27 protein-coding genes are annotated in these 26648 nt (G+C 73.1%); 16 read left to right on the top strand and 11 right to left on the bottom strand.

Going from position 1 to position 26648, the window contains the following annotated elements:
- Position 1: 1 nt before the first annotated feature.
- Together DQ392_RS06205 and DQ392_RS06200 are read right to left on the bottom strand one after the other, a co-directional pair.
- Positions 2–409: an ATP-binding protein gene (locus DQ392_RS06205; RefSeq protein ID WP_114014453.1), complete on the bottom strand. Its 408-nt coding sequence runs from the start codon at positions 407–409 to the stop codon at positions 2–4.
- 308 nt (positions 410–717) lie between these two features.
- The gene (locus DQ392_RS06200) at positions 718–1662 is read right to left on the bottom strand and encodes a VldE C-terminal domain-containing protein (RefSeq protein ID WP_114014555.1); all 945 of its coding nucleotides are present in this window, start codon (positions 1660–1662) and stop codon (positions 718–720) included.
- Positions 1663–1816: 154 nt separating this feature from the next.
- Here DQ392_RS06200 and dapE point away from each other — a divergent pair, with 154 nt between their 5' ends.
- Positions 1817–2896 (top strand): succinyl-diaminopimelate desuccinylase, encoded by a 1080-nt coding sequence (gene dapE, locus DQ392_RS06195; RefSeq protein ID WP_114014452.1) that lies wholly within the window; start codon positions 1817–1819, stop codon positions 2894–2896.
- Between the two features lie 224 nt (positions 2897–3120).
- The gene (locus DQ392_RS06190; RefSeq protein ID WP_114014451.1) at positions 3121–3867 is read left to right on the top strand and encodes an LOG family protein; all 747 of its coding nucleotides are present in this window, start codon (positions 3121–3123) and stop codon (positions 3865–3867) included.
- Positions 3868–3918: 51 nt separating this feature from the next.
- Here the strand turns inward: DQ392_RS06190 and folP are convergent, their stop codons facing one another.
- On the bottom strand, positions 3919–4812 hold the full coding sequence (gene folP, locus DQ392_RS06185) for a dihydropteroate synthase (RefSeq protein WP_114014450.1): 894 nt from the start codon (positions 4810–4812) through the stop codon (positions 3919–3921).
- 147 nt (positions 4813–4959) lie between these two features.
- Between folP and DQ392_RS06180 the strand changes: the two genes are divergently transcribed.
- Complete coding sequence (locus DQ392_RS06180; protein ID WP_114014449.1) at positions 4960–5376, top strand: DivIVA domain-containing protein; 417 nt, start codon at positions 4960–4962, stop codon at positions 5374–5376.
- A gap of 83 nt (positions 5377–5459) precedes the next feature.
- Positions 5460–6050: a DNA-3-methyladenine glycosylase I gene (locus DQ392_RS06175; protein WP_114014554.1), complete on the top strand. Its 591-nt coding sequence runs from the start codon at positions 5460–5462 to the stop codon at positions 6048–6050.
- Between the two features lie 169 nt (positions 6051–6219).
- On the opposite strand, the gene DQ392_RS06170 is transcribed toward DQ392_RS06175, so the two are convergent.
- Positions 6220–7008 carry an enoyl-CoA hydratase/isomerase family protein gene (locus DQ392_RS06170; RefSeq protein ID WP_114014448.1) on the bottom strand — a complete coding sequence of 263 codons (789 nt, stop codon included), beginning with the start codon at positions 7006–7008 and terminating at the stop codon, positions 6220–6222.
- Between the two features lie 307 nt (positions 7009–7315).
- Between DQ392_RS06170 and DQ392_RS06165 the strand changes: the two genes are divergently transcribed.
- Complete coding sequence (locus DQ392_RS06165; RefSeq protein WP_016469583.1) at positions 7316–7483, top strand: DUF3117 domain-containing protein; 168 nt, start codon at positions 7316–7318, stop codon at positions 7481–7483.
- 129 nt (positions 7484–7612) lie between these two features.
- On the opposite strand, the gene DQ392_RS06160 is transcribed toward DQ392_RS06165, so the two are convergent.
- Positions 7613–8308: an O-methyltransferase gene (locus DQ392_RS06160; protein ID WP_114014447.1), complete on the bottom strand. Its 696-nt coding sequence runs from the start codon at positions 8306–8308 to the stop codon at positions 7613–7615.
- A 127-nt stretch (positions 8309–8435) separates the two neighbouring features.
- On the opposite strand from DQ392_RS06160, the gene sigE reads away from it, so the two are divergent.
- The 5 genes from sigE (at position 8436) to DQ392_RS06135 (ending at position 14160) form a co-directional block, all read left to right on the top strand.
- Entirely contained in the window at positions 8436–9209 is a 774-nt protein-coding gene (sigE, locus tag DQ392_RS06155; RefSeq protein WP_181856295.1) for an RNA polymerase sigma factor SigE, read from the top strand.
- Positions 9206–10342, top strand: coding sequence for an anti-sigma factor family protein (locus tag DQ392_RS06150; protein WP_114014446.1), 1137 nt, complete (start codon positions 9206–9208; stop codon positions 10340–10342). Before sigE ends, DQ392_RS06150 begins: the two co-directional genes overlap by 4 nt.
- A gap of 463 nt (positions 10343–10805) precedes the next feature.
- Positions 10806–12605, top strand: coding sequence for a S1C family serine protease (locus DQ392_RS06145; RefSeq protein ID WP_114014445.1), 1800 nt, complete (start codon positions 10806–10808; stop codon positions 12603–12605).
- Between the two features lie 160 nt (positions 12606–12765).
- Positions 12766–13299: a sec-independent translocase gene (locus DQ392_RS06140; RefSeq protein WP_114014444.1), complete on the top strand. Its 534-nt coding sequence runs from the start codon at positions 12766–12768 to the stop codon at positions 13297–13299.
- Positions 13300–13503: 204 nt separating this feature from the next.
- Complete coding sequence (locus DQ392_RS06135) at positions 13504–14160, top strand: hypothetical protein (RefSeq protein ID WP_114014443.1); 657 nt, start codon at positions 13504–13506, stop codon at positions 14158–14160.
- 201 nt (positions 14161–14361) lie between these two features.
- Here DQ392_RS06135 and DQ392_RS06130 read toward each other — a convergent pair whose 3' ends face one another.
- The 3 genes from DQ392_RS06130 to DQ392_RS06120 all read right to left on the bottom strand — a co-directional run bounded on the left by DQ392_RS06130 (position 14362) and on the right by DQ392_RS06120 (position 17454).
- The gene (locus DQ392_RS06130; RefSeq protein ID WP_114014442.1) at positions 14362–15519 is read right to left on the bottom strand and encodes an Mrp/NBP35 family ATP-binding protein; all 1158 of its coding nucleotides are present in this window, start codon (positions 15517–15519) and stop codon (positions 14362–14364) included.
- A 110-nt stretch (positions 15520–15629) separates the two neighbouring features.
- Complete coding sequence (locus tag DQ392_RS06125; RefSeq protein WP_114014441.1) at positions 15630–16136, bottom strand: DUF1003 domain-containing protein; 507 nt, start codon at positions 16134–16136, stop codon at positions 15630–15632.
- The gene (locus DQ392_RS06120) at positions 16129–17454 is read right to left on the bottom strand and encodes a magnesium transporter MgtE N-terminal domain-containing protein (RefSeq protein ID WP_114014440.1); all 1326 of its coding nucleotides are present in this window, start codon (positions 17452–17454) and stop codon (positions 16129–16131) included. The genes DQ392_RS06125 and DQ392_RS06120 overlap by 8 nt, the downstream gene beginning before the upstream one ends.
- Positions 17455–17667: 213 nt before the next feature.
- Between DQ392_RS06120 and DQ392_RS06115 the strand changes: the two genes are divergently transcribed.
- Together DQ392_RS06115 and DQ392_RS35070 are read left to right on the top strand one after the other, a co-directional pair.
- Positions 17668–18432: a hypothetical protein gene (locus DQ392_RS06115; RefSeq protein WP_181856294.1), complete on the top strand. Its 765-nt coding sequence runs from the start codon at positions 17668–17670 to the stop codon at positions 18430–18432.
- A gap of 102 nt (positions 18433–18534) precedes the next feature.
- Entirely contained in the window at positions 18535–20034 is a 1500-nt protein-coding gene (locus tag DQ392_RS35070; protein WP_245981212.1) for a serine/threonine-protein kinase, read from the top strand.
- Between the two features lie 119 nt (positions 20035–20153).
- Here DQ392_RS35070 and DQ392_RS06105 read toward each other — a convergent pair whose 3' ends face one another.
- Positions 20154–20717 (bottom strand): hypothetical protein, encoded by a 564-nt coding sequence (locus DQ392_RS06105; protein WP_114014439.1) that lies wholly within the window; start codon positions 20715–20717, stop codon positions 20154–20156.
- Positions 20718–20726: 9 nt separating this feature from the next.
- Positions 20727–21857, bottom strand: coding sequence for a magnesium and cobalt transport protein CorA (locus DQ392_RS06100; RefSeq protein ID WP_114014438.1), 1131 nt, complete (start codon positions 21855–21857; stop codon positions 20727–20729).
- A 514-nt stretch (positions 21858–22371) separates the two neighbouring features.
- Here DQ392_RS06100 and DQ392_RS06095 point away from each other — a divergent pair.
- The 4 genes from DQ392_RS06095 to DQ392_RS06080 all read left to right on the top strand — a co-directional run bounded on the left by DQ392_RS06095 (position 22372) and on the right by DQ392_RS06080 (position 25700).
- Positions 22372–22962 (top strand): suppressor of fused domain protein, encoded by a 591-nt coding sequence (locus DQ392_RS06095; protein WP_114014437.1) that lies wholly within the window; start codon positions 22372–22374, stop codon positions 22960–22962.
- 244 nt (positions 22963–23206) lie between these two features.
- Positions 23207–23845: a DUF6758 family protein gene (locus DQ392_RS06090; protein WP_114014436.1), complete on the top strand. Its 639-nt coding sequence runs from the start codon at positions 23207–23209 to the stop codon at positions 23843–23845.
- A gap of 172 nt (positions 23846–24017) precedes the next feature.
- Entirely contained in the window at positions 24018–24863 is an 846-nt protein-coding gene (locus tag DQ392_RS06085) for a PHP domain-containing protein (RefSeq protein ID WP_114014550.1), read from the top strand.
- A 228-nt stretch (positions 24864–25091) separates the two neighbouring features.
- A complete protein-coding gene (locus DQ392_RS06080; protein ID WP_114014435.1) occupies positions 25092–25700 on the top strand; it encodes a MarC family protein in 609 nt (202 codons plus the stop codon).
- Here the strand turns inward: DQ392_RS06080 and DQ392_RS06075 are convergent.
- Entirely contained in the window at positions 25681–26595 is a 915-nt protein-coding gene (locus DQ392_RS06075; protein ID WP_114014434.1) for an alpha/beta fold hydrolase, read from the bottom strand. The genes DQ392_RS06080 and DQ392_RS06075 overlap by 20 nt on opposite strands.
- Between the last annotated feature and the right edge of the window lie 53 nt (positions 26596–26648).

Here is a 26648-nt window from a genome sequence, read left to right as displayed (position 1 = left end):
ATCAACCGAGGGGGAGGCCCCCGAGGTTGCCGGTGGAGGGCAGGCCCTTGCCCGTCGCCGAGGAGGCGGTGTCGCCGAGCAGGTCACCGGCCTCACCCGCGGTGCTCCCCGCGAGGGACTGCGCCGCCGGCGCGACGGTCTTGCCGGTGCTGCCGACGGCCTTCCCCGCGGCCGGCACGGCCTTCTCGACGGCGCTGCCGCCGGCCTCGCCGGCCAGCTCGGTGGTGTCGCGGGCCGTCTTGTCCAGCGTGTTGCCGACGCCCTCGCCGTCCAGGTTGCTGAGACCGCCGACCGGGGCGGCCGGCAGCTCCACGGCGCTCGCGGCACCAGCAGCGCCGACGACGGTGGCAGCGCCGGCTGCCGTCAGCAGCGCGGTGCGGGCGATCCGGCGCGTGAGGGGGAGGGACATGGTGCTCCTTTGACGGAGAGGGGTTCTTGGCGTGTCAGCCGGGGTCGCCCGGTCAGACGCTGTGCCTATCGTCCTGAGCGCCGTGGAGGTTGCGGGAAGCGAGGGTAAAGGATTGGCAAACCAGGTTTGCCGCGTGAGCCCTCAAACTGGGCATTTATCACCGGGGGTTGACCTGTACCGGAGAAGTCGAAACGGCACGCTGCCAGCGGCGTTCGCCCGCTCGTGTTCACCCCTCGCGGTGACCGTCACCCGAGCGACCGCGCGCCCGCGCGGTGGACCGGCTTCCCTCCCGCGGGTGAGCGTGGGTACTAGTGACCGGCGGCGAGCAGCAGCCGCACGGGACCCCGCGAGGCGCCGCCCTTGGCGTCGCCCTCACCCGTGGAGCGCCAGCCCTCCCTGGACCGGCCCGCGCTCCACTCGCGTCCCCCGTACGAGATCCGGGTGATGTGCAGCCCCTCGGCGTTGGCGACCGCCCAGTGCGCCAGCTCCCAGCCCTGGCGACGGCCCTTGGCCGGAACCGACACCGCCGGCTGGGCCTCGGTGTGCCCCGCCGGACGCACGCCGTGCGCGCTGCCCCCGCCCGCGGCGGACGTGCCGAGGCTGCCGGTGCCGTCGGCGAGCACGTCGCGCCCGAACTCCCGGGTCAGCCGCTCCCGTACCCGTGCCGGATCGCCGCTCTCGCCCTTCTTGCGGGCGCCCGCCGTGCAGGTGAGGGTGGCGGCCTCCCGGCCGGTGAGCGCGGCCGTGAGCAAGGCCGCGTTCGTCTCGTGCTTGGCGTACGCCCGCGGGTAGCCGCTGCGCTGCACCCGCTGGGCCGCCACGGTCAGCGGCAGCCGCGAGTACCCGGGAATGTCGACCAGGTGGTCGTAGAACTTGCCCACCGCGTAGACGGGATCGCCGATCTGCGCGACCGTGCCCCAGCCCTGCGAGGGACGCTGCTGGAAGAGGCCGACCGAATCCCGGTCCCCGTGGGTGATGTTGCGCAGCTGCGACTCCTGTATGGCGGTGGCCAGCGCTATCGTCACGGCCCTGCCCGGCAGCCCTCGCTGGGAGGCCACCGCGGCGATCGTCGCCGCGTTGGCGGCCTGCACCGGCTTGAGCCGGTAGGACGGCGCGTCCCGCGAGCCGTCGGCGCCGCCGCCCGCGGAGCGGGCCGTGCACACCGCGGCGTCCTCGCCCGTCATCCCGCGCACCGCCACGTAGGCGACCACGGTGAGCAACACGACGCAGGCCACAGAGATCCGCAGCAGCATGCCGCGGCCCGTCGCACGGCTGGTGCGTGCGGGCGCGCGCGAGGAGGGATCAGATCCGAAGAGGGGCACGCGCACCAAGGTAGCCGCTGGAACAGACAGGACGTTCCGCCCGGGCACACCGCGCGGCGCGGCGCGTCCACCGTAGGGTGGCCCCATGAGCGACAGCGCACTCGACCTCCAGCAGGACGCCGCCCGGCTCACCGCGCGGCTGGTGGACTTCCCCTCCGAGAGCGGAACCGAGAAAGCGCTGGCGGACGCCGTCGAGGAGGCGTTGCGCGGGCTGCCGCACCTGCGGGTGACGCGGCACGGCAACAACGTCGTCGCCCGCACCGACCTCGGCCGCGCGGAACGCGTCATCCTGGCCGGGCACATCGACACCGTCCCGATCGCCGGCAACCTGCCCTCCCGGCTGGACGACGACGGCATGCTGTGGGGCTGCGGCACCAGCGACATGAAGTCCGGCGTCGCCGTGCAGCTGCGCATCGCGGCGACCGTGCCCGAACCCAACCGCGACCTCACGTTCGTCTTCTACGACAACGAGGAGGTCGCCGCCCACCTCAACGGCCTCGGCCACATCGCAGACGCCCACCCCGACTGGCTGGCCGGCGACTTCGCCGTCCTGCTGGAGGGCTCGGAGGCCGAGGTCGAGGGCGGCTGCCAGGGCACCCTCAGGGTGCACCTGCGGACCCGGGGCGTCCGTGCGCACTCGGCACGCGGCTGGATGGGCGCCAACGCCATCCACGCGGCGGGCCCGATCCTTCGGCGGCTGGCGGCCTACGAGCCGCGGCGGCCGGTGATCGACGGCCTGGAGTACCACGAAGGCCTCAACGCCGTACGTGTGGAAGGCGGCGTGGCGGGCAACGTCATCCCGGACCTGTGCACCGTCACCGTCAACTACCGCTACGCGCCCGACCGCGACGAGCAGCAGGCACTCGACCACGTGCGCGAGGTCTTCGCCGGATGCGGCGTGGACGAGTTCGAGGTGGACGACAGCTCACCGGGCGCCCTGCCGGGCCTCTCCCACCCGGCCGCCCGCGCCTTCCTCGACGCCGTCGGCGGCCGTCCGCGCCCCAAGTACGGCTGGACCGACGTGTCCCGCTTCAGCGCGCTGGGCGTGCCCGCCGTCAACTACGGTCCCGGCGACCCGAAACTCGCCCACAAGAGGGACGAGCGGGTGGACATCGCGCTCATCACCCGATGCGAGGAGCGGCTGCGCCGCTGGCTCACCGACTGACAGCGCCGGCGGACCGGGCCGCCCGCCCGTGACGCCGCCGGCGGGCCGCAGGCGCGTGCGACCCCACTGGCGGGCCGGTCCGTCACCTCGCCGTCGGCCTCCTCGCGGTCCGTCATCCCGTGGTCAGCCGGCCGTCGTCTCGTGGCCGCGCGATTTCCCGACGGGCGTCCCCGCCGTCCGCCTACCCTGAACGGGAAAGATCGCAGACGGAAAGAGAGCCGTACATGACCGACAAGAGCGGCAGGGAGCCGAAGGAACAGCGCCTGGGCCCCGTCGTACGCCGCCGCGAACACGTGCAGCCGGGGACCACCGATCAGCGGCTGCTGGACACCGCGGGCCCCTCCGACTGGGTCCACCAGGACCCCTGGCGGGTGATGCGCATCCAGTCCGAGTTCGTGGAGGGCTTCGGCGCCCTGACCGAACTCGGCCCCGCCATCAGCGTCTTCGGCTCAGCGCGCACACCCAAGGACGCGCCCGAATACGACAAGGGCATCCGGATCGGCAAGGCGCTGGCCGAGGCCGGGTTCGCGGTCATCACCGGCGGCGGCCCGGGAGCCATGGAGGCCGCCAACAAGGGCGCGCTGGAGGCGGGCGGCACCTCCGTGGGGCTGGGCATCGAGCTCCCCTTCGAGCAGGGCATGAACCCGTACGTCGACATCGGCATCAACTTCCGGTACTTCTTCGTCCGCAAGACGATGTTCGTCAAGTACGCCAGCGGTTTCGTCGTCCTGCCCGGCGGCCTGGGCACCCTGGACGAGCTGTTCGAGGCGCTGACCCTCGTGCAGACGCAGAAGGTCACCCGCTTCCCGATCGTGCTCTACGGGACCGAGTACTGGAAGGGCCTGGTCGACTGGGTCCGCGGCTCGGTCGTCGGCACCGGCAAGGCGTCCGAACGCGACCTGGAACTCTTCCACGTCACGGACGACATCGACGAGGCCGTCACCCTGGTCACCAAGGAGGTCGGCGGCTGAAAGCCGCCCCCGCCGGGCCGAAGGGAGCCCGACTACCGCACGCGCGGTTGGTCAGGCCAGGCCCCGGCGGGCCACCGCTGGAGGGCGGTGGCCCGCGATGGAGGCCACCATCTCAAGCACCTGCCTGGTCTCGGCGACCTCGTGCACGCGGTAGACCCGTGCGCCCAGCCACGCGGAGACGGCCGTCGTGGCCAGCGTGCCGAGCAGCCGCTCCTTGACCGGGCGGTCCAGGGTCTCGCCCACGAAGTCCTTGTTGGACAGCGAGACCAGCACCGGCCAGCCCGTCTCCGTCATCCGGCCCAGCTCGCGGGTCGCCTGGAGCGAGTGGCGGGTGGACTTGCCGAAGTCGTGCCCCGGGTCGATGAGGATGCCCTCCCGCCGCACCCCGAGCCCGGCGGCGCGTTCGGCCAGTCCGAGCGTCACCCGCAGGATGTCGTCCACGACCCCGCTGGGGCCCGCGTCCCGGCCCCCCTGCGCCGGCGCGTACACCGCGCGGTGCGGGCGGGTGCGCGGCTCGGCGCCGCCCGCGTGGGTGCACACCAGGCCGGTGCCGTACCGGGCCGCGACCTCGGCCAGCCGCGGGTCCACCCCGCCCCACGCGTCGTTGAGCAGGTCGGCGCCCGCCTCGCAGACGGCCTCGCCCACCTCGTGCCGCCAGGTGTCGACGCTGATGACCACATCGGGCCAGCGCCGCCGTACCTCGGAGACGAAACCGACGGTGCGGCGCACCTCCTCCTCGGCGGTGACCTCGTCACCGGGACCGGCCTTCACCCCTCCCACGTCGATGATCGCGGCGCCCTCGGCGACGGCCTGTTCCACCCGGTCGAGTGCCGGCTCGTCGCGGAAGGTGGCGCCGCGGTCGTAGAAGGAATCCGGCGTCCGGTTCACGATGGCCATGATCACCGGCTCGTGCTCACCGAACTCGCGCGTGCCCAGGCGCAGCATCACCCGTCTTCGTCCTCTCCGCGGTGCCGTCCCGGCCAGCACCCGCGTGGCCCGCGCACCGATCCCCGCCGCCGACCATAGCTGTCGGTGGGCCGTGGCACGATCGGGGTCTGCCCACCATCAGGCGATCGTTCGGGGAGTCGTGCCGTGTTCGTGTTCCTGCTGATCTCGCTCGTCGTGGTCGTCGCCGCGGTCACGCTCGCCATCGTCGCCGGTGCCGAGCGGTCCGGGGCGTCCCCGCGCGGCGCGCCGGGTGGCCTGGCCGACGCCCCGCCGGATCTGCTGGACGAGCCGCTGCCGCCCGAGCGTTCCGTCACGCACGCGGACGTGGCGGGGCTGCGCCTCGCCGTGGGCGTGCGCGGCTACCGGATGGACCAGGTCGACGACGTCCTCGACCGCCTCGGCGCCGAGCTCGCGGAGCGGGACGCCCGCATCGCCGAGCTGGAATCGGCGCTGGCCGGGGCCCAGGCCGTGGCGATGGGCCGGGGCGAGGGCCACCGCCTCACGAAGGACGAGCCACGGGACGGCCCCGCGGAGGGCGGCCGGGAGGCGGGGGAGCGGTGAGCGCCGAGACCGAGACCGGCACCGACGCGGGTACGGGAGTCGGCGCCGACACGGATACCGGCACCGGCTCGGAGGGTGGGGCCCTGGTCGGTCCCGACGGCCGTCCGCGCTGCCCGTGGGGCAGCACGACGGAGGACTACGCGGTGTACCACGACACCGAGTGGGGCAGACCGGTGCACGGCGACGACGCGCTGTACGAACGGCTGTGTCTGGAGGGCTTCCAGTCGGGCCTGTCCTGGCTGACGATCCTGCGGAAGCGGGAGGCGTTCCGTGCCGCGTTCGCGGGGTTCCACATCCCGGCCGTCGCGCGGTTCACCGAGGAGGACGAGCGGCGTCTGCTCGCCGACCCCGGCATCGTGCGCAACCGCGCCAAGATCCGCGCCGCCCTCGGCAACGCCCGGGTGGCGGCGGCGTGGGAGCCCGGCGAGCTGGACGGTCTGGTGTGGTCGTACGCCCCCGACCCGGCCCGCCGCCCGGTGCCACGGACGACGGCCCAGGTGCCAGGGAGTACACCCGAGTCGACGGCGCTCGCCAAGGAGCTGAAGAGACGCGGCTTCCGCTTCGTGGGCCCGACGACCGTCTACGCGCTGATGCAGGCGTGCGGGCTGGTCGACGACCACCTGGCGGACTGCTGGTGCCACGCCCCCGGGACGAGTGGGGAGAACGCACGCTGAGTGCGTGTGTGCGGGCCGTCCACCGCCGGGTGGTCCGGTGGACGGCCGCAGGCGACCGCTCGGTCGCGTCCCGCACCTCCCGGTGGCTCGCGCCCGCTGCTTCGCGCGTCCGCTGCCTCGCGCGCCTGGGAGCCCGCGCGTCTCCGCGTACGGGCGGCGCTCAGGTGGCTCAGCGTCCGGTGAAGCGCGGCTTCTCCTTCTTCACGAAGGCTTCGACGGCGATCCGGTGGTCGGCCGAACCCCCCACCCGTACCTGGAGTTCGGATTCCTTGGCGAGGGTCTCGGCCAGCGAGTGGGACGACCCGTAGGCCAGGGACTCCTTGAGCGCCGCGTACGCGGCGGTCGGGCCCTGGGCGAGCCGGCGGGCGACGGCCTCGGCCTCGGCGGCGAGTTCGGCGGCGGGCACGACTCGGTTGACGAGTCCCAGCTGGAGCGCCTCCTCGGCCTTGACGCTGCGCGGGAAGAGCAGCAGGTCGGCGGCGCGTGAGGGGCCGACCAGCCGCGGCAGGGTCCAGGAGACGCCCGAGTCGGCGGTCAGCGCGACCCCGGCGAAGGAGGTGTTGAACGCGGCGGTGTCCGCCATCACGCGGTGGTCGCAGGCGAAGGCGAAGCCGGCGCCCGCGCCCGCGGCGACGCCGTTGACGCCCGCCACCACGGGTTTGGGCATGCCGGCGAGCGCGAGGGTGATCGGGTTGTAGTGCTCCTCGACCGTGTTCAGGGCGCTTCCGCCGCTGCGTTCGAGGGAGCCGGTGTGCTCTTTGAGGTCCTGGCCGACGCAGAAGGCCCGTCCGTTGCCGGTGAGCAGTACGGCCCGCACCTCCCGGTCGGCGGCGGCCCGCCGGAGGGTGTCGCGCAGGGCGTTCTTGGTCTCGTCGTCGAGGGCGTTCATCGCGTCGGGGCGGTTGAGGGTGACCGTCGCGAGGCCCTCGTTCACTTCGTAGCGCACGGTGTCGGACATGCGCTCAGCATGGCCTAGATCATCGGTGCCGGACAGGGGCCCCACCGGCGTCGGCGCGGTGGCCGGATGTGACCTGCGTCAAACCGGTGGACGCCGAGCGGAGAGCGGGAGCGGGGCAGTATCGCAGCCAGATCGCCGCATTGGGCGGTTTTGTGCGTGATCGAGCCGGAAGAGATGCGGACTGATGTTGGTCATCGGGTCCTGCGATGCGGGATAATGGTCGGGAAGCAATGTGTTCGATGCCGGTGAGGCTGCGCCTGTTCACGTGCCCACGGCGCGATCGGCTGGTTCAGGAAGGGGAACGAGCATGGCGGCCATGAAGCCGCGGACGGGTGACGGCCCGCTCGAGGTGACCAAAGAGGGGCGGGGCATCGTCATGCGCGTTCCGCTCGAAGGCGGTGGGCGACTCGTCGTCGAGCTGACACCGGACGAGGCGACGGCTCTCGGTGAGGAACTGAAGAAGGTCTGCGGCTGACGACCGGCCGGTCAGGACCACCGAAGAACGACCGCCGCCCCGGGGCGTACGTGTGCACGCGTACGCCCCGGGGCGCTGTCGTCGTTCCGCGCGGTGGCCGCTCACGCACCGCGCGGCACAAGGGGCCGGTCACTCACCGCGTTTGACCGCGCACAGCAGGCCGTCGCCGACCGGCAGCAGTGACGGCACCAGAACGGTGCTCTCGTGCACCGTGCGCAACAGCTCCCGCAGCCGCAGCACTTCGGCGGGCGGCACGGCGGAGTCGCCGGCGCGGCCCTCCGTGAAGACCCCGGCGAAGCAGATCAGTCCGCCCTCGCGCAGCAGCCGCAACGATTCGGCGAGGTAGTCGAGGCACTCCGCGCGGTCGCCGTCGCAGAAGACGAGGTCGTATCCGCCGTCCGCGAGACGGGGCAGCACGTCCAGGGCGCGGCCGGGGATGAAGCGGACCCGGTTGCCGCCGTTGCCGACGAACCCCGCGGCCCTGAAGGCCTCGCGCGCGAACTGCTGGCGCTCCGGCTCGATGTCCACGGTGGTGAGCACCCCGTCGGGGCGCATCCCGTGGAGCAGGTGCAGGCCCGAGACGCCCGTGCCGGTGCCGATCTCGGCGACCGCCTTGGCTCCGGCCGTCGCGGCCAGCAGCCGCAGCGTCGCCCCGGTGGCGGGGGAGACCGAGCGCAGAGCGATGTCCTGGGCCCTGGCGCGGGCCCAGCGCAGCGCTTCGCTCTCGGCGCTCTCGACCAGCTCGGCGCCGTACGCGTCGGCGAGCGCCCAGCTCGTCTGCCGGTTGCCGGTAATGGCCCTCTCCTGTCCCCGTCCTCCACGCAATCGTGACTGTATCCGTTGGCCCGGGAACCTGCTGATGGGACTGGGCGTTGAGGAGGGAGAGACCGGCGGGCGACGGTCGCCAAAGCCGGGCAAAGACGCTTATCCGGAGCTAACGGGAGATGTGGCTATGGTAGGGGCTCCAGGGGACACCACCAGAGCCGACAGGGGAGGTGCGGCTGCGAGCCGGGACCGCGGCGTCTTCGCCAGAATCCGCCGGTCCGCGGGGCAGCCGAAATCCGTGACCAACACTGCTGACCAGGCCCGCTCCGCCGATTCCGCGACAACGGCGACCTTCGAGACCGCCGCGGACGCCCAGGCGTGGACCCCTCCCTCCTGGGAGGAGATCGTCAGCACCCACAGCGCCCGCGTCTACCGGCTCGCCTACCGCCTGACGGGCAACCAGCACGACGCCGAGGACCTCACCCAGGAGGTCTTCGTCCGCGTCTTCCGTTCGCTGTCCACGTACACGCCCGGCACCTTCGAGGGCTGGCTGCACCGCATCACCACGAACCTCTTCCTGGACATGGTCAGGCGGAAGCAGCGCATCCGTTTCGACGCGCTCGCCGACGACGCCGCCGAGCGGCTGCCCAGCCGTGAGCCCACGCCGCAGCAGCACTTCAACGACACCCACTTCGACGCCGACGTCCAGCAGGCGCTGGACACCCTCGCACCCGAGTTCCGCGCCGCCGTGGTCCTCTGCGACATCGAGGGCCTCTCCTACGAGGAGATCGCCGCCACCCTCGGCGTGAAGCTGGGCACGGTCCGCAGCCGTATCCACCGCGGCCGCTCCCACCTGCGCAAGGCGCTCAAGCACCGGTCGCCCGAGGCCAGGGCCGAGCAGCAGCGCGCGCTGAGCGCGGCGGTGCCGGCCGCCCGGGCGGGGGAGGTGAGTGCCGGGTGACTCCCGCGGAACACCACCTCGGGGACCGTCTCGCCGCCCTCGTCGACGGCGAGCTCGGCCATGACGCGCGCGAGCGGGTGCTCGCCCACCTGGCGACCTGTGAGGGCTGCAAGGCCGAGGCCGATGCCCAGCGCCGGCTGAAGAACGTCTTCTCGGCCGCCGCGCCGCCGCCGCCCTCCGAAGGGTTCCTCGCCCGCCTCCAGGGGCTGCCCGCGAGCGATGTGCTGGGCCCGCAGGGTCCGGACGACTTCGGCCCGGGCCCCGGCGGCCCGGGCGCCTCCCCGGCCGAGCGCGGCGAGCTGGGGGCGCTCGCCGTCGCGGGACTGTCAGGGGGTTCCGAGCGTTCGCCCTGGGCGTTCGAGTACCTGCCGGTCAGCGGCGACAGCGGGCGCGGCCCCCTGACGCCGCAGCGGGGCTTCCGGATACACGAGACGCCTCGCGTGGACCGCCCGGAGCGACTCGGGACCACCGAGCGGGAGCGTGCCGAGCGGGAGCGCTCCGCCTCTCGCGGGCGCCGCTTCGCGTTCGCCGCGGCGGGAGCGTTCTCCCTCGCGGCCCTCGCCTTCGGCGGCACCCTCGCGTCGGGGGCCACGGGCGGCGGCACCGGTGCGGGGGGCGACAGCCCCTCGGCGAACTCGGTGCGCTCCACCGGCTCCACCGGCTCGGGCACGGGCCTGCGCGACACCAGGCGCCGCGGTGGTGAGCCACGCAGCGGCACCCTGAGCTCCCGCACGGCCCCCGGCCCGACCTTCGCGCCCGCCGCCACCGCACGGGGGGCAGCCGCTCCCAGCGCGGGGCTGACGGCGCCGGTGAGCCTCTTGCAGCGTTCCGCGTCCGCACAGCTCTCCCCGCTGTCCGCGCTCCACCCCCGTCGGCTGTCGCCCTCGATGGACCTGGCGGGATGGTCGAAGCAGGACAGCCCGGAGGATGCCCTGCGGGCGCTGAGCGGGAAAGGGAAGTCCTCCCCGAAGGCGCCGGGCGGCGGCCAGAACGCTCCCGGCGCGCGGCAAGCCCAGCGCGCCCCGGGGCAGGACGACCCGACGGTGCTGCGCTCCCTCCCCGGCCGCGCGCCACTGGCCACGGGCGCTGACCCCGCACCTGCGAGTGCCGCGGCCACCCCGGCAGGGCGCTGAACCCGACGCCGTACCTTCTGCTGTTCCGGCCCTCACCCCTGGTGAGGGCCGGACGTCGAGTGCTCGGGCCCGTCCCGAGCCACCCCCGGGGCGCCCCCGGGGCACCCCGGGCGCCCCGGGTGAGACGCATCCCCCACCCCAGGTCCCCGCCCGTCGTCGCCGTGGCATGCGCCCTGGCACCGTCACCGTCACCGGCATTCGGCTGCGCGGCATCCCGGCTCGGTTCCGGGTCGCCCCGTCCGGTGGTCCGGGTCGTGCCGTGTTGACGCCCGCTGTGCGGGGCCGGGCGCACCTGGTTGAATCCTCCTGACCCCCTCGTGCCCTGCGACGCACCCGATACGGACGCACCTTCGGGTGGCGCCGTCCCGACGGGTGGCGCCGTCCTGGTGGGCGGCGCGTCCGGCCCGGGAGGCCGGACGGAGCGGGGGACGGTCAGCAGTGCGGGCGACCAGCTGGAGAGAGCATGGATGAGCCGAAGGCCACCAGGCAGCCGCCGACGTGGTGGAGCCGCTCGCGCCGGGCCCAGGACGGGCAGCAGGCGACCGGGGCCGGGGCGCCGGGCCCCGTCGCGCCGCGGCCCGCCGCCGACGCGCCGCCCGCGGCCGAGCCGTCGCGCGCCGACGAGTCGTCCCCCGGACACACCGGGGCTCCGGGGGAGCCGCCGGGCGCCCCTGAGGCGGCGGAAGAGGGCGCGACGGTCACCCTGCCCGGCCCGGAGCTTCCGGCGGCGCGGACGCAACCGGAGCTCCCCGCTCCACGCCCGCAACCGCTGCACGGCGTGGACCCGTACGCGACACCGCCGTACGGGGGGCCGGGCCCGTGGGCGCCCGCACCGCCCGTCCAGCTCCCTGCCGCCGCGACGCCCCCGCAGGGCGTCCCCGTACCGCCTGCGAGCACGACTCCGCCGTACGGTGTCCACCTCCCGCCTCCCGCCACGACTCCACCCCACGGCGTCCCCGTACCGCCTGCCGGCACCACCCCGCCGCACGGCGTCCCCGTGCCGCCTACAGGGACCACCCCGCCCCACGGCGTGCCGTCGGGCGGTGGCGGTCTCCAGGGGTCCGGGCCGCAACCGACGGGGACGGCGACGGCGGTGCTGCCGCTCTCGTCGGAGCCGGCCGGTACGGTGCCGCGGCGCGCTCCCCGCCGCCGTTCCCGGCTGGCGGTGGGCGCTGTCGTGCTGGCGCTGGTCGCGGGCGGGGCGGGAGGTCTGATCGGCGCGTACGTCGAGCGCAACGGCGGCGTGGGCGACGTGGAGCTGCCGCAGACGGCGGCGGGTGCGGGCGGTGCGGGCGGCGAGCGGCCCGAGGGCAGCATCGCGGGCATCGCACGGCAGACGCTGCCCGGCGTCGTGACGCTGCACGCGACCGGCGGCGGGGCGGAGGCGACGGGGACCGGGTTCGTGCTGGACCGGCGGGGTCACATCCTCACCAACGACCACGTGGTCGCCTCGGCGCACGGGGGTGACTCGGTGCGGGTCACCTTCAACAGCGGGCAGACCGCCACGGGGCAGGTCGTCGGCAGTGACAGCGGCTACGACCTGGCGGTCGTCAAGGTGTCCGGGGTGTCGGGTCTCAGCCCGCTGCCGCTGGGGAATTCGGACGCGGTCCGGGTGGGCGACCCGGTGGTCGCCGTCGGGGCGCCGTACGACCTGGACGGGACGGTCACCACCGGCATCATCAGCGCCAAGGAGCGCGCGATCACGGCCGGGGGTGAGGAGCCGGGCGATGAGATGAGCTATGTGAACGCGCTCCAGACGGACGCCCCGATGAATCCGGGCAATTCCGGGGGTCCGCTCGTGGACCGCCGGGGCCGGGTGATCGGGGTGAACAGCGCGATCAAGGGGGCGGGCGGTGATGGCGCGGTGCCCGAGGGGGAGGGCGGCGGAAGTGTCGGGCTCGGGTTCGCGATCCCCGTCAACCAGGTCCGCGGGGTCGCCGAGGAGCTGATCAACGAGGGACGGGCCACCCATCCGGTCATTGGCGTCACCCTCGACATGGAGTACGGCGGTGAGGGGGCGCGGATCGGTGGCCCGGGCGGGCACGGCGCCGCGGTGGTGCGGGGCGGGCCCGCGGACTCGGCGGGGCTGCGGGAGGGCGATGTGATCACCGAGGTGGGCGGCAAGGCGGTGGCCGGCGGTGAGGAGCTGATCGTGCGGGTTCGCAGCCACCGTCCTGGCGACAAGCTGGAGCTGAAGGTGCGGCCCGGCGGCTCGGGGGAGGAACGGACCGTGACCGTCACGCTCGGTTCGGCGACGGGCTGAGGTCGTCACTGGGCCGGAGGGCTCGTCGGAGGGCGGGAGAAAGGCCGCCTGGACGCGCGCGGTCAAGTCGGTTGTGAGGGCGGGGTCCCGTGTTCGGGCCGAGGGCGGGTACCGTGACTGATGGCCGTGAGAGCCATGGACGGAGTGAGGGAGCTGCGCGGTGTTCTTCGACATAGGACCACTGGAGCTGGTCACGCTCATCGTGCTCGCCGTGCTGGTGTTCGGCCCGGAGAAGCTCCCGAAGGTGATTCAGGACGTTGCCGCCTTCATCCGCAAGGTGCGGCAGTTCTCCGACAGCGCGAAAGAGGACATCAGGGAGGAGCTCGGTCCCGAGTTCAAGGACTTCGAGTTCGAGGACCTGAATCCGAAGACGTTCGCGCGCAAGCATCTGCTGGAGAACGAGGACCTGGGCCTCAAGGAGATCAGCAACAGCTTCGACTTCCGCAAGGATCTGGACGAGGTCACCGACGCGGTGAACGGCGGCGGTGCGGCCGACGGTCCCGGGTCGAACGGTTCGAGCGCGGGGAAGAACGGTTCCGGCGCGATCGACATGGTCAAGAAGGGCGCCTCCTCGCCCAGCCGCGGTACCCCTGACCTGGCCAAGCATGGCTCCGACGGGGTGAACGGCCGGCCGGTGGGCGGCGACGGTCCCCGCCGGGGTGATCCGCCGCCGTTCGACGCGGACGCCACGTGACACGCGGCAGGCAACGATCGCGTCACCGTTGCTCTTTCGGCACTGGGACATCTGCGGCGTTTGCCGTCCATCTCGCCACCCGCACCGCGTCCTGATCCCCTGGGCATGCCCGACACGACGGACCGGTGTGGCTATCCTCCCAGTGTCGGGGGTCGCCGGGCTCGGCTGCCCATTGGCACAGGGCAATGAGGAGGCGTCGCGTAGATGGAGACGACGAGTCGGCTGGCCGGGGAATCCGGGCCCGCCGCGCAGGGTGTGCCCGGCGCGCGGCGGGCGGTGGACGACTACCTGATGGCCGCCTTTCCGTGGTACGGCCTGGACGAGGCCTTCACGGGACCGCGCTGGCTGATGCGGGTCGGCACAGCGGCCGACGGCACGGTGGAGCACGGCTCCACCGGCCACGGCGAGGAGCCCTCTCTGCACGCGGACAACTCGCCGCAGGAGCAGAGCTTCACGGTCGTCGTCACTCTCGCCAGCCGCCCGGTGCGGCGCAGCGGTGACGGTACGGGCACGCTGGAGGCCACCTCCGTCTCCACCGCCGCCTGGCTGGCGGGCTCCGGGCTGCTCTCGTGCAGCTATCCCATGGAGATGGACCGCAGCCTGCGCCAGGACTGGCTCGACCAGCAGACGGGCGTCGCCTGGGAGCTCGCCGACGATCTGGAGGGGGCGGGCTGGAACACTCTCTCCCTGCCGGTCGACGGGGTGCCGACCGACTTCCACTACCGCGAGTCCGAGTACGGGTGGGTGCTGGCCGGCTCGGCCCAGGAGGGCGTCCACCTGGGCGCCTACGGCCGCGGCATGAGCGCCTACGGACTCGGCTTCCGCGTCGTGAAGGACATCACCGGCTACGAGCCGCGCTGACCCCGGCCCTCGTACGCCGCGGGCCCCGCACGGACGGTTCCGTGCGGGGCCCGCGGCGTACGGCGAGGGGAATCTCTCGGAGGCGGAGGCGGAGGCGACGCGCGGAGGCCGGAGTTCTGTGGGCCCTCCAGAGCCCTCGAGCCCTCACAGGCCCTCGGCCCTCAGGCGTCCTCAAGCCCCTTGGCGCCCTCCAGGCACCCTTCAGAACTTGTTGCTGGGGGTCAGACCCAGGGACATGCCCGCCAGACCGCGTTCGCGGGCGCCGAGCTTGCCCGCGACGTCGCGCAGCGCAGCGCCTGCGGGCGAGTCGGGGTCGCTGAGGACCACGGGCTTGCCCGCGTCGCCGCCCTCGCGCAGCCTCAGGTCGATGGGGATGCCGCCCAGGACCGGGACGTCGGCCCCGGTCGTGCGGGTGAGCCCCTCGGCGACCTGCTTGCCGCCGCCGGTGCCGAAGACGTCGACCATCTCGTCGCAGTGCGGGCACGGCATGCCGGACATGTTCTCGATCACACCGGCGATCTTCTGGTGGGTCTGCACCGCGATGGAGCCGGCGCGCTCGGCGACCTCGGCCGCCGCCTGCTGCGGCGTCGTGACGACCAGGATCTCCGCGTTCGGGATCAGCTGGGCCACCGAGATGGCGATGTCACCCGTGCCGGGCGGCAGGTCGAGCAGCAGCACGTCCAGGTCGCCCCAGTACACGTCCGCGAGGAACTGCTGGAGTGCCCTGTGCAGCATGGGGCCGCGCCAGACGACGGGGGCGTTGCCGGGGGTGAACATGCCGATCGAGATGACCTTCACGCCGTGCGCAGACGGCGGCATGATCATGTCCTCGACCTGGGTGGGCCGCCCGTCGGCGCCCAGCATGCGGGGGACCGAGTGGCCGTAGATGTCGGCGTCCACCACGCCGACCTTGAGCCCTTCGGCCGCCATGGCGGCGGCCAGGTTGACCGTCACGGACGACTTGCCCACGCCGCCCTTGCCCGAGGCCACGCAGTAGACCCGGGTGAGCGATCCGGGCTGGGCGAAGGGGATCTCCCGTTCGGCCTTGCCGCCACGCAGGGAGGTGGCCAGCTCACGCCGCTGCTCGTCGCTCATCACGTCCAGTTCGACGCGCACGCTCGCGACGCCGGGGACGCGCTGGACGGCTTCGGTCACGTTGGCGGTGATCGTCTCGCGCAGCGGACATCCCGAGACCGTCAGGTAGATACCGACATCGACGGTGCCGTCGGACGCGATGGCGATGGATTTGACCATGCCCAGGTCGGTGATCGGCCGGTGGATCTCCGGGTCGTTCACCGTCGCGAGCGCCGCGCGGACGGCGTCTTCGGTGGGGGTGGTCGCCTGGGTCTCGGTAGCCATAACTGAATAGTAAGGCCGTGCGGGCCGTGTCCGATAAGGGGCGGGGGTCGGGCCGCGGTGCCCGGGCCCGCGGTGCCCGGCGTGCGGGTCCGCTCGCCCGGTCAGCGGTCCTAGTCGCTCTCCTGGGGGGCCGCGCCGTCCTGCTCCCGCTCCTGGAGCTCCTTGAGGAGTTCGGCCAGTTCCGAGCGGATCCAGTCGCGGGTGGCGACCTCGCCCAGGCCCATGCGCAGGGCGGCGATCTCGCGGGTCAAGAACTCGGTGTCGGCGATGCTGCGCTCGTTGCGGCTGCGGTCCTGCTCCAGGTTGACCCGGTCCCGGTCGTCCTGCCGGTTCTGCGCCAGCAGGATCAGGGGCGCCGCGTAGGAGGCCTGGAGGGAGAGGGCCAGGGTGAGGAAGATGAACGGGTACTCGTCGAACTTCCACCCCTGCGGCGCGCTGATGTTCCAGCCGATCCACACGACGATCACGATCGTCATCCACAGCAGGAAGCGGCCGGTGCCCAGGAAGCGGGCGATCCGTTCGGAGAAGCGTCCGAACATCTCCGGGTCGTAGGACGGCAGCAGTGCGCGCCGGGGTGCGCGCGGTACGTCGAGCCGGGGGCCTTCCCGTTCAGCCATCGCGCTCCACCCCGCCCTCGCGTGCGCGCCCTTCGAGTGCTTGGTCGGAGAAGCCGGGCAGCCCGCCGGCGGCCGCCGCCTGCCGCCAGTCCTCGGGCAGCAGGTCGTCCAGCACGTCGTCGACGGTGACGGCGCCCAGCAGGTGGCTGCCCTCGTCCACCACGGGCGCGGAGACGATGTTGTAGGCCGCCATGTAGCTGGTCAGCGCGGGCAGTGTCGTGCCGGGCGGCAGGGGGCGCAGGTCCGCGTCCACGAGGGAGCCGACGAGTGCGAACGGCGGCTCGCGCAGCAGCCGTTGGAAGTGGACGACGCCCAGGTACTGCCCCGTGGGTGTCTCGTCCGGGGGGCGGCAGACGTAGACCTGCGAGGCCAGCGGCGCCGGCAGGTCCTCCTCGCGGACCCGGGCCAGCGCCTCGGCGACGCTCGCGTCGGGGCGCAGCACGATGGGCTCGGTCGTCATGAGGCTGCCGGCCGTGCCCTCCTCGTAGGACAGCAGCCGCCGCACCGGCGCGGCCTCCTGGGGCTGCATCAGGTCCAGGAGGCGGTTCTTGTCGTCCTCGGGGAGTTCGCCGAGGAGGTCGGCCGCGTCGTCGGGGTCCATGGCCTCCAGGACGACCGCGGCCCGCTCGTCGGCGAGCTTCCCGATGATCTCGACCTGGTCGTCGTCGGGGAGTTCTTCCAGCACGTCGGCGAGCCGGTCGTCGTGCAGCGCTGCGGCGACCTCGGCGCGGCGCTTCTCGGAGAGGTGGTGCAGGACGTTGGCCAGGTCGGCGGGGCGCAGCTGGTCGAAGGTGGCCAGCAGGTTGGCGGTGCCCTGCTCGCGCTCCTCCAGGGCGAAACCGGTCACCGCGTCCCACTCCACCGTCAGCGTCTCACCGCGGCGGCCCCGCAGCCCGCCGCCCTTGCGGCCCTTGCGGACGAAGAGCCGGTCGATCTCCCAGTCGCGGCGGGCCGGCAGCCGTTGCAGGCCCACGTCGAGCACTGTGACCTCCTCGTCCGTCTCCAGGAGGGTCACCCGGCGGTCGAGCAGCTCGCCGAGGATGAGGCGTTCGTTGGGGCGCTGTTCGAAGCGGCGGATGTTGAGCACCCCTGTGGTGATGACCTGTCCGGACTCCACGCCGGTCACCCGGGTCATGGGCAGGAAGACGCGCCGCCTGCTGACCACCTCCACTACCAGCCCCAGCACGCTGGGCAGCCGGCGGCGCCCGCCCAGCATCGTCACGATGTCGCGGACCCGGCCGACCTGGTCGCCGTTGGGGTCGAAGACCGCGACGCCCGCCAGATGGGAGACGAAGACCCGGGGAGCGCCCGCTGCCATGAGTCGTCCACCCTCCTCGCCCGCGCCGACCGATCGCTCCCGCGCGGAAACCTTCGCTACGTTTCCGGTCGCTTGCCCGGTTATGACGGATTCAGGCTAGCGTGACCGGCGCCACAGGCGTCGTAGCGCTGTGGTCCGGACGGCTGGCTTCCGGAGGGGGCCCTCCATGCGGGTAGGGTGCCGTCCTGCCGCCGACCACAGGAGGACCCCCTCGTGACTGGACGCGCCCGCGCACACCGGAGTGCAGCGCTGCTCGCTCTCGTCAGCGCCGGAGCGGTCACCGCTCTGAGCGGGTGCGCGGGCGAGGACCCGGACGCGGGTACCAACGGGGTGGGCAAGCTCTCGGCCACCAGGATCGAGAAGAAGGCCAGGTCGGCCGCCGAGGACGCCGAGGCCGTACGCGTCGACGGCAGCGTCGTCAGCAAGGGCCAGACCTACCGTCTCAAGATGCGCCTGAAGAAGGACGGCGGCGTCGGGGAGGTCTCCGCCGAGGGCGGGTCCACCTTCGAACTGCTGCGCATGGACCGCGACCTGTACCTCAAGGCGGGCACCGGCTTCTGGGCCCAGCAGGAGGGCGGCAAGAAGAAGCCAGGGAAGGGCGACGTGGCGGCCGCGCGGAAGCTCAAGGGCAAGTACGTCAAGGTGCCCCGTACGGACCCCGCCTACAAGCAGCTGAGCGTCTTCACCGACATGAGTACCCTCCTCGACGGGCTGCTGGCCATGGAGGGCAAGCGGCAGACGGGGGAGCGCGGCGAGGTGGACGGGACCAGAACCGTCCGGGTCACCGCGGGCGAAGGGCGCGGCGGCACCATCGACGTCTCCTTGAAGGGCGACCCCTACCCGCTGCGGCTCCAGCGCCCGGGCGGCGCCGGCACCGTGCGGCTCACCGACTGGAACGACGGTTTCGCGCTCCACGCACCGAAGAAGGACCAGACCGTCGACTACGGCAAACGGATCTCCCCGGAGCGGACGGGCTGACCCCGGCCCCACCAGGACCACTGAGTACTGTGGCGCCCGTTACGGTGAACGATCAACAGATGAAGAGAAAAGACGAATTGCTGAGCGAGGGGAACGGAACGGGTGGCCGGGACGCATGGGGAGTACGTGGGCCGCTACCGACTGCGGGAGCGCCTCGGGGCCGGCGGCATGGGCAGTGTGTGGCTGGCCGACGACGAGAGCCTGGGCGCACAGGTCGCCATCAAGCAGATCGAGATGCCCGCCGGGACCGGCGACAGCGCCGGTAGCGGGTCGGGCGGCGAAGGGAGCGACGGCTCCGGCGACCTGTCGCCCATCCGCCGCGCCCGCCGCGAGGCGCTGCACGCCACCAAGCTGCGCGGGCACCCGCACGTGGCGACGGTCCTCGACGTGGTGCAGCACGAGGGTCTGCCGTGGATCGTCATGGAGTACGTCTCGGGCGCCACGGACCTCGCCAAGGTCATCCGCGACGAGCCCCGCCTCCCGGACGCCGAGATCTGCCGTATCGGCGTGGCCGTGCTCAAGGCGCTGGAAGCCGGACACGCGCACGGCATCCTGCACCGCGACGTCAAACCGGCGAACATCCTCCTCGCCTCCGACCATGCGGGGAACCGGCACGCACGGGTCATGCTGACCGACTACGGCATCTCGCTCGAAGCCGACTCCTCACAGACGCGGATGACGCAGACCGGCGTCATCGGCACCCCCGGTTTCACGGCACCCGAGCGGATGCGCGACCAGGAGCGGCGCGAGTCCGACCTCTTCTCGCTCGGCGCGGCGCTGTACTGCGCGTCCGAGGGGCACGGTCCCTTCGACCGGGGCTCGGCCATGGCCTCGTTCTCCGCGTCCCTCCTCGAACCGGCGCAGACGCCCGCCAACGCGGGCCCCGAACTGCGCGCCCTCCTGCTCGGGCTGCTGGAGAAGGACCCCGACCAGCGCACCGACACCGGCTCCGCCATGACGCGGCTCTCCCGGGTCGCGGAGGGCTCTGCGGTGGACGACGTGACCTTCGCCATCCGGGGCTCGGGGACCGGCGGGGGCGGCCGCGCGGTGCCCGGTTTCGGCCCGGCTCACACGCCGGTCCCCGGGCAGGGCTTCGGCCCGGCTCCCGACGACAGCCAGGATCCGTCGTCCGGCCCGTCGTCCGCGCCGGGAACCCCCCGTCCTTCGTCCGCGCCGGGCGCTCCCGGTCCCTCGTCCCTGCCGGGCACGCCCGGCACGCCGGGAGCGCAGGTTCCGGCGGACGCGCCCGTCGCGGCGCACCCCGCACAGGGAACGGCCGGCATGGACGGCGCCCCTGCCGGCGGTTCCGCCGAACGGGAGGGCAAGCCGGCCTACATGGTCGCCCTGAGCGCGACGGGCAGGGGCCTGTGGAAGGCGTGGCGCTGGTTGTGCGACCTGAGCCTCTGGGGGAAGCTGCTGCTCCTCCTCGCGATGGTCGCGCTCGCCTTCCTCGCGTCGTTCCTCGACCACATGGAGTCCGGCGGCGGTCCGCTCGGCGCCGGACGCGGACCACAGGTGATCAGCTCCGTCCACCCGGACGCCGACGCCGCGTACGCCGACGCCGGATCGAGGGCGCCCTGGACGGCGGCTTCCGCGCGATGACCCGCACGCATGCGGGCAAGGACGGCACCGGACTCCCCGACGCCGGAGTCGGGCCCCTGCCCCGAGGCGGAACCCCGCCTCCACGGTGAACGCGGGCGTGGCGGGGGAGCCGCCGGAAGTCAGCCGGTCCGGCGCTTGCCGCGGCGGGCCAGCAGCCGTGGCAGCCCCGCGGGCTGCGGGCGGCGGGTGGTGGCCGGGGTCGCCGGCGGCGGCGCCGCCTGTGCGTCATGGGGCATCGATCCGGGCTGCTCCAGCGGCTCGCCCGTCGGTTCCAGGCGCAGGACGCGGCTCTCGTCGGCCCACCTGCGCAGCATGGTGTCCGCGTCCGGTGCGTTGAGCCGCTTGCCCTTCAACTCGTCCACGGCCGCCTGCCACTGCTCGCCCATCGGCGCCAGTTCGCGCACCCGCGCGGACCAGACGACCAGGCGGGCGCCCTTGTCCTTGCCGCGCACGGTGACGGTCGCGGTGGCGCCGTCGGACAGCCCCATGTCCGCCAGCGGCTGCTCCAGCGAACCGTCTCCCACCAGGCACACGGCGCCCTCCCGCCACACGTGCCACAGTCCGCGTGCGGGGCCCACAGGGCCCCTGACCCAGACCAGTCCTGACTTCTTGGCCGTCTCCTCGATCAGGGCACGGCCGAGGTGTCCTTCGGCGGGGCGCGGTGCGGCGGGTGTGGCGGTCATGGCCGCAGGTTACAGCCAGCCGTTGCGCTTGAAGCCGCGGTGCATGCCGTAGCAGATCGCCACGATGAGCAGCAGCACCAGCGGGTAGCCGAACTTCCAGTGCAGCTCCGGCATGTACGTGAAGTTCATGCCGTAGATGCCGGCGATCATCGTCGGCACCGCGAAGATGGCGGCCCAGGCGGTGATCTTCCGCATGTCCTCGTTCTGCGCGACCGTCGCCTGCGCCAGGTTCGCCTGGAGGATCGAGTTGAGCAGGTCGTCGAAGCCCAGCACCTGCTCGTTGACGCGGGTCAGGTGGTCGGCCACGTCGCGGAAGTACTTTTGGATGTCCGGATCGACCAGCCGTACGGGCCGTTCGCTCAGCGTCTGCATCGGCCGCATCAGCGGCGAGACGGCGCGCTTGAACTCCAGTACCTCGCGCTTGAGTTGGTAGATGCGGCTCGCGTCGCCGCCACGCTTGCCGCCGCCCGTGCGGTCGGAGAAGACCTCGATCTCGACCTCGTCGATGTCGTCCTGCACCGCGTCGGCGACCGCGAGGTAGCCGTCCACGGTCTGGTCCGCGATCGCGTGCAGGACGGCCGAGGGGCCCTTGCCCAGCAGCTCGGGGTCGTCCTCCAGGTGGTGCCGCAGCGCCCGCAGGGACCCCTGGCCGCCGTGGCGCACGGTGATGATGTAGTCCCGGCCCGTGAAGCACATCACCTCGCCGGTCTCCACCACCTCGCTGGTGGCGGTCAGTTCGGCGTGCTCGACGTAGTGGATCGTCTTGAAGACGGTGAACAGGCTCTCGTCGTAACGCTCCAGCTTCGGGCGCTGGTGCGCGTGCACGGCGTCCTCGACGGCCAACGGGTGCAGGCCGTACTCCTGTGCGATCCCCGAGAACTCCTCCTCCGTGGGCTCGTGCAGCCCGATCCACACGAACCCGTCGCGGCTCTGCCCCTCGGCGGAGCGGACTCTGCACAGCGCGTCGGCGGGCGAGCGCGTCTCGGTCTCGCGGCGCCCGTCCAGATACGCCGCGCAGTCCACCACCGCGCTGCTCATCGACGGGCCCCCGCTCTCGTGCACACCGGTGCCGTACCCGGAACGGTTGTCCTTGCGCAGTGCCGGGCGCACAGCGGCGCGCAGCTCTCGGATCATCGACATGAGGCCCTCCACGGTGCCGTGCCATGCCGCCGTGCACACGGGCCGGGCGTCGTGCTGCCCGGAACGGGGGCCTACGGGTACCTACCCGGAGGTCCGCAAAGCGGGCACCACACGCGGGCCGCGGCGACGACATTCGCTGACGAACGAAACAGTGCGTGACTGCGGAACGCGGGCGCTCTCCCGCCATGCCTGCGCCGGGAAGAAGGAAACCCCGGCCCCTGCGGACGTTGTCACCACGCGGCGGCGCGGGAACCTCAGGGCCGGTGCGGCGCGACCACTGCGGGGGCGGAAGAGCGGCTGGTACTGCACGGTCGACTCGGATCCATGTCAGTCCCACCTCCTCCGGCCGGGCCCCTGTGGGGGACGATGTGTACACGCCTTGACCGGCAGCCAACGGTAGCACTGGTACGCGGGTTCCCGTGCCGCCGCCGCCCGTTGCGGGTGCCCCTTTGCCACCGTCTTACGCGACCATGCCGCGCTCTTGGCCGAGGGGCCCGGGATCTATGCTCGCCGGATGAACGACGTCCTCACACTGGTCGACACCCACGTGCGCAGGGTCTTCGGCGAGCCGGACGCCCGCGCGGCCGTCACCTTCCTGGGAACGGAACGCATCGAGGTGATGCGGTTCCCGGACGCGGAGGACGGAATCGTGCGCTACGTCACGCGTGGCATGTCGGCGGCGCCCATGACCGATCCGGCCGAGGCGCTCGCCGACCCCGAGCGCGGTCCGCGCGCCGAACTCCTGCTCACGGTGCGGGCCGGGGCCGCCGACACCGACAAGGCGCTGCGGCCACTCGCCGTACTCGCGGCGGCACCGCAGGTCGAGGGTGTCGTCGTCGCTCCGGGCGCCTCGCTGGACACCGGCGAGCCCCTGTGGCCGGGGGCGCCCTTCACCTCCGTGCTGGTGGCCGAAGCCGGCGGCCTGGTCGAGGACCTGGCTCTGGAGCCGCCTAACGAGCCCGTCCGCTTCTTCCCCCTGCTGCCCATGACGCCGACGGAGGCGGCCTGGAAGCGGGTCCACGGCGCGGACGCGCTCCACGAGCGCTGGCTCCGCTTCGAGACCGACCTCCGCGATCCGCTGCGCGGTGCCGTGCCGCTCGCCTGACGGAGCCGGGAGCCGGGGCGGGTCACACTGACGGAGCCGGGGGCCGGGGCACCGGAGCCCCGGGAACGGGGTCCGGGGAGGGCAGGACATCCGACGCGGGCTTACCGGTGCGATGGGCGTCGATGTGATCACCGGCTTGTCGGGTCACCACCTGCGGGCCTCACCGAGGGTGGTGCACAGGCCAGGGCTCCACCCGGGTGATCGTCCTTGACGGGAACGCGAGCCGGTAGGACTGTTGGAGCTCATGAGGGGCGAACCCAGTTGCCCGAAGTGCGGTAGCCGGGTCAGGGCACCCGGCCTCTTCGCCGACACCTGGCAGTGCGGCGTGCACGGCGCCGTGCACCCGCTCCAGCCTGTTCTCCCGCCCAGCGTCGACGCCCTCGCCGTCGTCGTCGGCCGCACCCAGGTGCCCGTGTGGATGCCGTGGCCGCTCCCGGTGGGCTGGCTTTTCACCGGCGTCGCCTGCGCCGGAGACGACCGCAGCGGCGGCCGCGCCACCGCTGTCGCCTGCTCGGGCCCCGCACCGCTGGGCGGCCCGGGAGAACTCCTGCTGATCGCCGAGGAGTTGGGCGTCGGACTCGGCGCGCGCCACGCCGGCATCGAGGGCCCCGACCCCGGCCCCGCGATCTGCGGCGGCAAACCACCGCAGGCCAAGGTCCTGGCCGCGGGCCACCCCACCCACCTGTGGCACGTGGACGGTGCGCCCGCCGACCGTGCGGTCTTCGCCGGTGAGGCGTGCGGCCTGTGGCTGTGGGCGATCGTGTGGCCCCAGGAGTCCGGACTGATGCTCTACGACGAACTGGTCCTCACCGACCTGCGCGACGCCGGGGCCGAGGTCGACCTGGTGCCCTGCGGAGCGCTCTCCCCGCGGCTCATCCCCTGACCCTCCGGGGCCTGGCCCGTCGAGGCCCGTGGCCCTCCGGGAGGCCCCCGGCCGCCGGGTGTTCGCGGGCCCGCTTTCCTGGCCGCAGCGGCGCCGGACGGTGCGGCTATCCTTAAGGACGCTCGCCATGAGCCCGTCACCCGCCGCCCACCACCGCTCGGAGCCCGTCGCAGTGCGCATCGACCTGCACACCCACTCCACCGCCTCCGACGGCACCGATACCCCCGCTGAACTGGTCCGCAACGCGTCGGCCGCGGGGCTCGACGTCGTCGCGCTCACCGACCACGACACGGTCGGCGGCCACGCGGAAGCCCTCGCCGCCCTGCCCACCGGACTCACCCTGGTCACCGGGGCCGAACTCTCGTGCCGGCTGGACGGCGTCAGCCTCCACATGCTCGCCTACCTCTTCGACCCGGACGAGCCCGCGTTCGCCCGGGAGCGCGAACTCGTCCGCGACGACCGCGTACCCCGCGCCCGGGCCATGGTCGCCGCGCTGCGTGAGCTGGGCGCGCCCGTCACCTGGGAACAGGTCAGGCGCATCGCGGGCGACGGCTCGGTGGGGCGGCCCCACATCGCGACGGCCATGGTCGAGGAAGGTGTCGTCGAGACGGTCTCCGACGCCTTCACTGAGGAGTGGATCGCGAACGACGGGCGCGCTTACGTCGGGAAGCACGAGCTGGACCCCTTCGAAGCGCTGCGCCTGATCAAGGGCGCGGGCGGCGTCGCCGTCTTCGCCCACCCGCTGGCCGCCAAGCGGGGACAGTGCGTCCCCGAGAGCGCGATCGCCGAGCTCGCACGGGCCGGGCTCGACGGCATCGAGGCGGACCACGCCGACCACACGCCCGAAACCCGTACCCGGCTGCACGCCCTCGCCGACGAGCTCGGTCTGCTGGCCACAGGATCCAGCGACTACCACGGCACCCGTAAGCCCATCGCCCTCGGCGACTTCACCACAGCGCCCGACGTCTACGCCGAGATCGCGGCACGCGGCTCAGGCGCCGCCCCCGTCACGGGCTGAGCCCGGCGGGCGGACGCCGGGTGCCGCACCGCGGCACCGCTGCACCGCCCTTGAGCCACGCGGCGGCGTGGACGCGTCCGGTCACTCCGGTGACCGTCGAGCCTCCCGGTGAGGCCGCGTGCCGTCCGCCTCTCCGCGCGCCCGGGCGGCCCCGCGTCCTGACGCGTCGGCACGCCCCGTGTCGGCACGTCCCTCTCCATCCCCTCCCCTCCAAGGCACAGGCACCTCGTGTTCGACTTCGCGCTCTTCGGCTCCGTCTTCCTCACTCTGTTCGTGATCATGGATCCGCCCGGTATCACGCCCATCTTCCTCGGCCTCACCTCCGGACGGCCCGTGAAGGTGCAGCGCAGGATGGCCTGGCAGGCCGCCGTCGTCGCGTTCGGGGTGATCACCCTGTTCGGGATCTGCGGCAAACAGATCCTCGACTACGTGCACGTCTCCATCCCCGCCCTGATGGTCGCGGGAGGGCTGCTGCTTCTGCTCGTCGCGCTCGACCTGCTGACGGGCAAGTCCGACGAGCCGACCCAGACCAAGGACGTCAACGTCGCGCTCGTCCCCCTGGGCATGCCGCTGCTGGCCGGGCCCGGCGCCATCGTGTCCGTCATCCTCGCCGTCCAGCACGCGCACGGCTGGGGCGGACAGCTGTCGGTATGGGCCGCGATCGTGGCGATGCACCTGGTGCTGTGGCTCGTGATGCGCTACTCGCTGTTGATCATCCGCGTCATCAAGGACGGCGGCGTCGTCCTCGTCACCCGACTGTCGGGCATGCTGCTGTCGGCCATCGCCGTGCAGCAGATCGCCGGCGGCATCACCCAGTTCATCCAGGGCAAAGGCTGAGCCAGAAGTCCACCACGGCGCGCGCCGTCTCCCGGGGCCGCTCGGCGTTGGGGGAGTGCCCGGTGCCCGGAACGACGGTGCGCCGGGCGCCCAGCCGTCCGGCCATACCGTCCAGCCACTCCACCGGCCAGGCGTCGTCCTCGGCGCCGGAGACCACGTGGACCGGCAGTGTCAGCGCCGCGAGTTCGGCCACCCGGTCCGGCTCGGCCAGCAGTTGCCTGCCCGTCGCCGCCAACTGTTCGGGCACGTTGCTCAGCCAGCGGCGCCGCAGGAACTCCTCCGTCGCCTCGGAGGTCTGAGCCGCCTCCCGCCGCGAGTACGGGGCCTCACCGGCCGAGCCGACCGACTGGTCCAGCTCCCGCATGACCTCCCAGATGGCCGCCATGCTCATCGTCTCCAGCGCGCCCAGCAGCATCCGTACGCGCTCCTGCTGGGAAAGGGAGACGGCGCCGGGGCCGCTGCTCATCAGCGTCAACGACGCGAAGGGAGCGGCGTCCTCCAGCACGGCGGCGCGGGCGATCAGACCGCCCAGCGAGTGGCCCAGCAGGTGCACGCCACCGGGGGCACGGCCGGCCACGGCCGCCACCACGGCGTGCACGTCGCGGGCGAGTTCGTGCTGTGCGTAGGCGCCCTCGTCGGCCCGGCCGCCCGTCTCGAACTGTCCGCGCCCGTCGACCGCCACCACCCGGAACCCGGCCCGTGCCAGCGGCTCCAGCAGGCCGATGAAGTCCTCCTTGCTGCCGGTGAACCCGGGCAGCAGTACCGCGACCGCCCCGGCCCCGCCCTCGTCCGCGCCGTGGCCGCTCGTGTCGTGCACCGCGAACTCTCCGCGTGCGGTGGCCAGACGGTACCTGCGCACACCGGCGGGCAGCGTGAGAAAAGGGGGCTTGCTCATGCCCAGACGCTACCCGCGCCCCCTCCTCCCGTTTCCCCGCCCCATGGCGGACC

This window comes from Streptomyces reniochalinae, assembly GCF_003323735.1.
In the GTDB taxonomy this organism is placed as follows: Bacteria; Actinomycetota; Actinomycetes; order Streptomycetales; family Streptomycetaceae; genus Streptomyces; species Streptomyces reniochalinae.
This window is presented reverse-complemented; position numbering and strand designations above follow the sequence as displayed.

Bases quoted from the DNA above. Each gene is read 5' to 3' on its own strand.
- DQ392_RS06135 (WP_114014443.1), top strand. From the start codon at position 13,504: ATGGAGACGACGAGTCGGCTGGCCGGGGAATCCGGGCCCGCCGCGCAG.
- DQ392_RS06075 (WP_114014434.1), bottom strand. From the start codon at position 26,595: ATGAGCAAGCCCCCTTTTCTCACGCTGCCCGCCGGTGTGCGCAGGTAC.
- DQ392_RS06095 (WP_114014437.1), top strand. From the start codon at position 22,372: ATGAACGACGTCCTCACACTGGTCGACACCCACGTGCGCAGGGTCTTC.
- DQ392_RS06105 (WP_114014439.1), bottom strand. From the start codon at position 20,717: ATGACCGCCACACCCGCCGCACCGCGCCCCGCCGAAGGACACCTCGGC.
- sigE (WP_181856295.1), top strand. From the start codon at position 8,436: ATGGTAGGGGCTCCAGGGGACACCACCAGAGCCGACAGGGGAGGTGCG.
- DQ392_RS06100 (WP_114014438.1), bottom strand. From the start codon at position 21,857: ATGTCGATGATCCGAGAGCTGCGCGCCGCTGTGCGCCCGGCACTGCGC.
- DQ392_RS06145 (WP_114014445.1), top strand. From the start codon at position 10,806: ATGGATGAGCCGAAGGCCACCAGGCAGCCGCCGACGTGGTGGAGCCGC.
- DQ392_RS06120 (WP_114014440.1), bottom strand. From the start codon at position 17,454: ATGGCAGCGGGCGCTCCCCGGGTCTTCGTCTCCCATCTGGCGGGCGTC.
- DQ392_RS06170 (WP_114014448.1), bottom strand. From the start codon at position 7,008: ATGTCCGACACCGTGCGCTACGAAGTGAACGAGGGCCTCGCGACGGTC.
- DQ392_RS06090 (WP_114014436.1), top strand. From the start codon at position 23,207: ATGAGGGGCGAACCCAGTTGCCCGAAGTGCGGTAGCCGGGTCAGGGCA.
- DQ392_RS06125 (WP_114014441.1), bottom strand. From the start codon at position 16,136: ATGGCTGAACGGGAAGGCCCCCGGCTCGACGTACCGCGCGCACCCCGG.
- DQ392_RS06190 (WP_114014451.1), top strand. From the start codon at position 3,121: ATGACCGACAAGAGCGGCAGGGAGCCGAAGGAACAGCGCCTGGGCCCC.
- DQ392_RS06130 (WP_114014442.1), bottom strand. From the start codon at position 15,519: ATGGCTACCGAGACCCAGGCGACCACCCCCACCGAAGACGCCGTCCGC.
- DQ392_RS06200 (WP_114014555.1), bottom strand. From the start codon at position 1,662: ATGCTGCTGCGGATCTCTGTGGCCTGCGTCGTGTTGCTCACCGTGGTC.
- DQ392_RS06165 (WP_016469583.1), top strand. From the start codon at position 7,316: ATGGCGGCCATGAAGCCGCGGACGGGTGACGGCCCGCTCGAGGTGACC.
- DQ392_RS06205 (WP_114014453.1), bottom strand. From the start codon at position 409: ATGTCCCTCCCCCTCACGCGCCGGATCGCCCGCACCGCGCTGCTGACG.
- folP (WP_114014450.1), bottom strand. From the start codon at position 4,812: ATGCTGCGCCTGGGCACGCGCGAGTTCGGTGAGCACGAGCCGGTGATC.
- dapE (WP_114014452.1), top strand. From the start codon at position 1,817: ATGAGCGACAGCGCACTCGACCTCCAGCAGGACGCCGCCCGGCTCACC.